Below are 4,448 nucleotides of genomic sequence, written 5' to 3' on the forward strand. Positions count from 1 at the left end.
CGCCCCACCTGGCCCCTCCGAGCGAGACCGTTCCGGCCGAGGACATCGCCCTGGTCAGGCCCTACTACGCCGCCCACGAGCGCCTCCGCGCACGCGCGTCCACGGTCCGGGTTCCCGCGCCCCGAAGCGCCGAACCCGGAGCCGAGACCGACGAGGTCCGACGCGCGTTCGCCCTCGTCCAGGAACGCGCCGCCGCTCTGCTCCAGCAGTGGCGGGACGACCCCGGCGGCGACCTGCTCGGCGAACCCGCGCCCCGCTTCGGCGTCGTCCGGCCCGCTGAGCCCGCCCGGCGCACCGAATGGGCCGAACTCGCCTCTCTTATCCGCGCCTGGCACGACCAGCAGCGCCAGGCCGCACCCGCGTAACTTCCTTCTCCCTCCCGACAACCCCGACAAGGAGCCGTATGCCCGGTCGAGAACACGAGATGAGGGCCTGATGGCCGTGGACACCTACGAGTGGCAGAGCGACTTCGCCCGGGAGTACGTCGGTATCGGCCGTGAGGAAGGCCGGGAGGAAGGCCGAGAAGAGGGCCGCGCGGAGGCTGCGGCCCGTAGCGTGCTCGCCGTCCTGGCCGCGCGCGGGTTCACCGTCTCCGACGAGGTCCGCCAGCGCGTCGAGTCCTGCGACGACCCGGAGACCCTGGAGGCATGGGTTCCCAAGGCCGTCGCCGTCGACAGCCCCGAGGAACTCTTCGGCTGAGGGCGGGCACCATGACCACGTGGGGGGTGGGAGACCTCGCCCCCCGCGCCTCACCCCAGGGTCGGGGGCCAGTAGCGCTCCAGGATCGCCCGCGCCTCCATCAGCGCCTCCAACACGGCCGCGGCCACCTCCTCGGTGTACCGGGGCGTCGGGACCGAGCAGCTCAGCGCGTCCACGGCAGGGTTGTCGTAGCGCAGGGACACCGCCACGCACCGCAGGCCCACGACGTTCTCCCCGTCGTCCGTGGAGTAGCCCCGTTCGCGGATGAGCGCGAGGTCCTCCAGGAGCGCGTCCACGTCGGTGATCGTCTCGTCGGTGAGCGCCTCCAGCTTGGCGGGCAGCAGGTCGCGCACCTGTTCGTCCTCGCGCTCGGCCAGCAGTGCCTTGCCCAGGGCGGTGCTGTGCGCGGGCAGCCGTCGGCCCACCCGGCTGAAGGGGCGCAGGTAGTGCCGTGACTCCTGGGTGGCCAGGTAGACGACGTCGCCGCCGTCGAGCCGGGCGAGGTGGACGGTCTCCCCCAGCTTCTCGGCGAGGGAGTCCAGGTGGCCGCGAGCCTGGGCCACCCGGGCGTCGGAGTCGATGTAGCCGGTCCCGGTGAAGAGCGCGCGGATGCCCAGCGCGTAGAGGGCCCCGGTGGGGTCGGACCGGACCCAGCCCCGGTTCACGAGCGTCTGCACCAGCGCGTACAGGCTGCTGCGGGGGATGCCCATCTCCTCCGAGAGGGTGCGCAGGGTGACCGGGTCCCGGTAGCGCGCCAGGATCTCCAGGAGTTCGACGGTGCGCGCCGCCGACTTGACCTCTCGGACACCGCCGTGACCTTCCGCGGCCGACACTCGACCGCCTCCTTCCTGCTGCGTGCGGGCCGGGTCGGCCCCCCGGCCGCGGACGGCCCGCCGGGGGCGAGCGAGGACGTCCGCCTCGGGGTCCTCAGTGTAGAACGCCGTTCTCCCGGGCATCACCCCGCGCGCCCCGGGGCACGTGGCCGAACCCTTCCGCCACAGGGGTTTCCGTCGCTCGCGGCCCCGCCCTCCCCCGCGTCCGCTCCCGCCGCGCCACGCGCAGTGTTGCCCGTTTCATCACCCTCTGTGCTCCGCGTCCCAGGTTGACGTGATGTGTCCCCCAAAATAACCTGCGGCTACACACAAAGACGTCATCTACGTATGGAGACGATATGAGCGACGTCGGGACCGATCCCGATCTCCCCGCGAGGCTCGCCGAGGGCATGCGCCGATCGGTGCTCTCCTTCCCCCTCACCCCGTTCGCCGAGGACGGCTCCTTCGCGCCCGAGGCCTTCGAGGCGCACCTGGAGCACCAGCTGGCCGCGGGTCCGGGCGCGGTCTTCGTGGGCTGCGGGACCGGCGAGTTCTTCAGCCTCGGCCTCGACGAGTTCGGGAACGCGGTGGCCACCGCCGTCCGGCGCGTCGGCGGCTCCGTGCCCGTGGTCGCCGGCGCGGGCCACGGCACACCGCTGGCCGTGGAGTTCGCCCGCGTCGCCCGCGAGGCGGGCGCCGACGCCCTCCTGCTGCTGCCGCCCTACCTGATCGGCGGCACCCAGACCGGTCTGGTGGAGCACACCCGGGCGGTGGCGGAGGCGGCGGGCCTGCCCGTCATCGTGTACCAGCGCGCCCAGGCCGTCTACGAGCCGGAGACCCTCGCGAGGATCGCGCGGATCCCCGGCGTCATCGGCTTCAAGGACGGCATCGGCGACCTCGACCGCATGCAGCGCCTGGTCCGGGCCGTCCCGGAGGGCCTCCTCTTCTTCAACGGCACCCCGACCGCGGAACTCCAGGCGCGCTCCTACGCCGCGATCGGCGTCCCCGCCTACTCGTCGGCCGTGCACGCCTTCGCCCCCGAGATCGCCACCGCCTTCTTCCACGCCCTCCGCGCGGGCGACACGGCGGCGACGGACGCGCTGCTCGACGGCTTCTTCATCCCCTGGGTCCGCCTGCGCGACCGGGGCCCCGGCTACTCGGTGTCCCTGGTCAAGGCGGTCGCCCGCACGCGCGCGGCGGCGATCGGCGCCGACGTCGGCCCGGTCCGCGCCCCGCTGTCCGCGCCCGGGCCCGCCCACCTGGAGGAGGCCGAGCGGCTCCTCGACGCCGGGCTCGACCTCGCCGCCCGTCTGGCGCGCCGGTAGCTCTCCCCGGGTTCGCCGGAGCGGACCCCCGCCCCGGAGAACCACCTCCGCCACCGGGTCCCCCTCCGGTGCCGCGGCCCCCGGGCGTCCCGCCGCGGCGGAGCGCCCGCACCTTCCGAGACAAGGCCTCCCATGCTCTCCACCATCCACCCCTCCGTCCCCGGGGCGCTCCTCTCCGCGAGCGAAGCCCCCGCAGCGGCCTGGTCCCTCCCCCCGTGGGCCCTCATCCTCACCGTCGCGCTCGGCGTGGTCCTGCTGCTCGTGCTGGTCCTGCGGGCCAAACTGCACGCCTTCGTCGCGCTGCTCCTGGTGAGCGCGGCGGTCGCGTTCGCCGCGGGCCTGCCCCTCAGCAGCGTTCCTGGCCTGCTCGAAGCCGGGATGGGCGACACCCTCGGCGGCATCGCCATCATCGTCGCCCTCGGCGCGATGCTGGGCCGCATGATGCAGGAGACGGGCGCCGCCCAGCTCCTGTCACAGCGCCTGCTCGCCCTCTTCGGAGAGGGCCGCGCCCCGCTCGCCATGGGACTGACCGCGCTGCTCCTGGGCATCCCCGTCTTCTTCGACGTGGGCTTCATCATCATGGTCCCGCTGCTGTACGCGGTCGCCGCCCGGTCGGGCCGGTCGCTGATCAGCGTCGCGCTGCCCGCCGCGGGCGGTCTGGCCATCATGCACGCGGTCCTGCCGCCCCACCCCGGTCCCGTGGCCGCGGCCCAACTGCTCGGCGGGCACCTGGGCTGGATCGCCTTCATGGGCCTGGTCTGCGGTCTGCCCGCCTGGTACCTGGGCGCCTACGTGTTCGGCAAGTGGCTGGGCGACCGCACCTTCGTCCCCGTCCCCGCCTCCTTCCGGGAGGAGGGCGACGAGCTGGGCGAGGTCCCCGAGAACGCGCCCCCGCTGTCGCTGACCCTGGCCGTGGTCATCCTGCCGGTGGCCCTCATCCTGCTCAACACCTTCTCCCCGCTGGTGGTCCCCGAGGGTCCGGTGCTGGAGGCCCTGCTCTTCGTCGGCAACCCCGTCACCGCGCTGACGATCGCCACCCTGCTGTCCTTCTGGCTGCTGGGCCTGCGCGGGGGCATGACGCGCGAGCGGGTGGAGAAGGCCGCCTCCGCGTCCCTGGGCCCGACCGCCCTGGTCCTGCTCGTCACCGGCGCGGGCGGGGTCTTCGGCGAGGTCCTGGAGGCGACGGGCGCGGGCGACGCCGTGGCGGGGATCCTGTCCGCCACGGCCCTGCCCGCCATCGTCCTGGCGTTCGCCATCGCCACGATCATGCGCGTGGCCCTGGGGTCCAAGACGGTCGCGATCGTCACGACCGCACCGATCGTGGCCCCGCTCATCGCGGAGGCCGGGATGTCGCAGCCCGAGATCGCGCTCGTGGTCATCGCGATCGCGGCGGGCGGGACGGTGCTCTCGCACGTCAACGACTCCGGCTTCTGGCTGATGAACCGCTACCTGGACATCGACATCAGGACGACGCTCAAGAGCTGGACCGTGATGGAGACCCTCATGGGCTCCATCGCGTTCCTGATCGCCGCCGCCATCAGCGCGGGCCTGGCGCTGGCCGGGTGAGGGACGACAGCGCGACGCCCCGGCACGGAACCGGTTCCGTGCCGGG

Annotated in this window: 5 protein-coding genes; 4 read left to right on the forward strand and 1 reads right to left on the reverse strand. The window is 73.6% G+C overall.

Annotated elements, in window-relative coordinates:
• Window positions 1-365, forward strand: a 365-nt coding sequence (locus DQW06_RS24840) for a hypothetical protein (RefSeq protein WP_117199416.1), incomplete at its 5' end; no start/stop codon positions are given.
• 70 nt (window positions 366-435) lie between these two features.
• Window positions 436-699 carry a hypothetical protein gene (locus DQW06_RS24845; RefSeq protein ID WP_071622764.1) on the forward strand — a complete coding sequence of 88 codons (264 nt, stop codon included), beginning with the start codon at window positions 436-438 and terminating at the stop codon, window positions 697-699.
• A 50-nt stretch (window positions 700-749) separates the two neighbouring features.
• Here the strand turns inward: DQW06_RS24845 and DQW06_RS24850 are convergent, their stop codons facing one another.
• Window positions 750-1,532 carry an IclR family transcriptional regulator gene (locus DQW06_RS24850; protein ID WP_013155042.1) on the reverse strand — a complete coding sequence of 261 codons (783 nt, stop codon included), beginning with the start codon at window positions 1,530-1,532 and terminating at the stop codon, window positions 750-752.
• Between the two features lie 338 nt (window positions 1,533-1,870).
• Here DQW06_RS24850 and DQW06_RS24855 point away from each other — a divergent pair, with 338 nt between their 5' ends.
• Window positions 1,871-2,836 carry a 5-dehydro-4-deoxyglucarate dehydratase gene (locus tag DQW06_RS24855; RefSeq protein ID WP_117199417.1) on the forward strand — a complete coding sequence of 322 codons (966 nt, stop codon included), beginning with the start codon at window positions 1,871-1,873 and terminating at the stop codon, window positions 2,834-2,836.
• 132 nt (window positions 2,837-2,968) lie between these two features.
• On the forward strand, window positions 2,969-4,402 hold the full coding sequence (locus DQW06_RS24860; protein WP_013155044.1) for a GntP family permease: 1,434 nt from the start codon (window positions 2,969-2,971) through the stop codon (window positions 4,400-4,402).
• Window positions 4,403-4,448: the final 46 nt, after the last annotated feature.

It is taken from the genome of Nocardiopsis sp. TNDT3, assembly GCF_003427465.1.
Lineage (GTDB): Bacteria > Actinomycetota > Actinomycetes > Streptosporangiales > Streptosporangiaceae > Nocardiopsis > Nocardiopsis dassonvillei.

Excerpts from the sequence above, each read along its gene's own strand:
- DQW06_RS24845 (WP_071622764.1), top strand. The coding sequence starts at position 436 with ATGGCCGTGGACACCTACGAGTGGCAGAGCGACTTCGCCCGGGAGTAC.
- DQW06_RS24855 (WP_117199417.1), top strand. The coding sequence starts at position 1,871 with ATGAGCGACGTCGGGACCGATCCCGATCTCCCCGCGAGGCTCGCCGAG.
- DQW06_RS24860 (WP_013155044.1), top strand. The coding sequence starts at position 2,969 with ATGCTCTCCACCATCCACCCCTCCGTCCCCGGGGCGCTCCTCTCCGCG.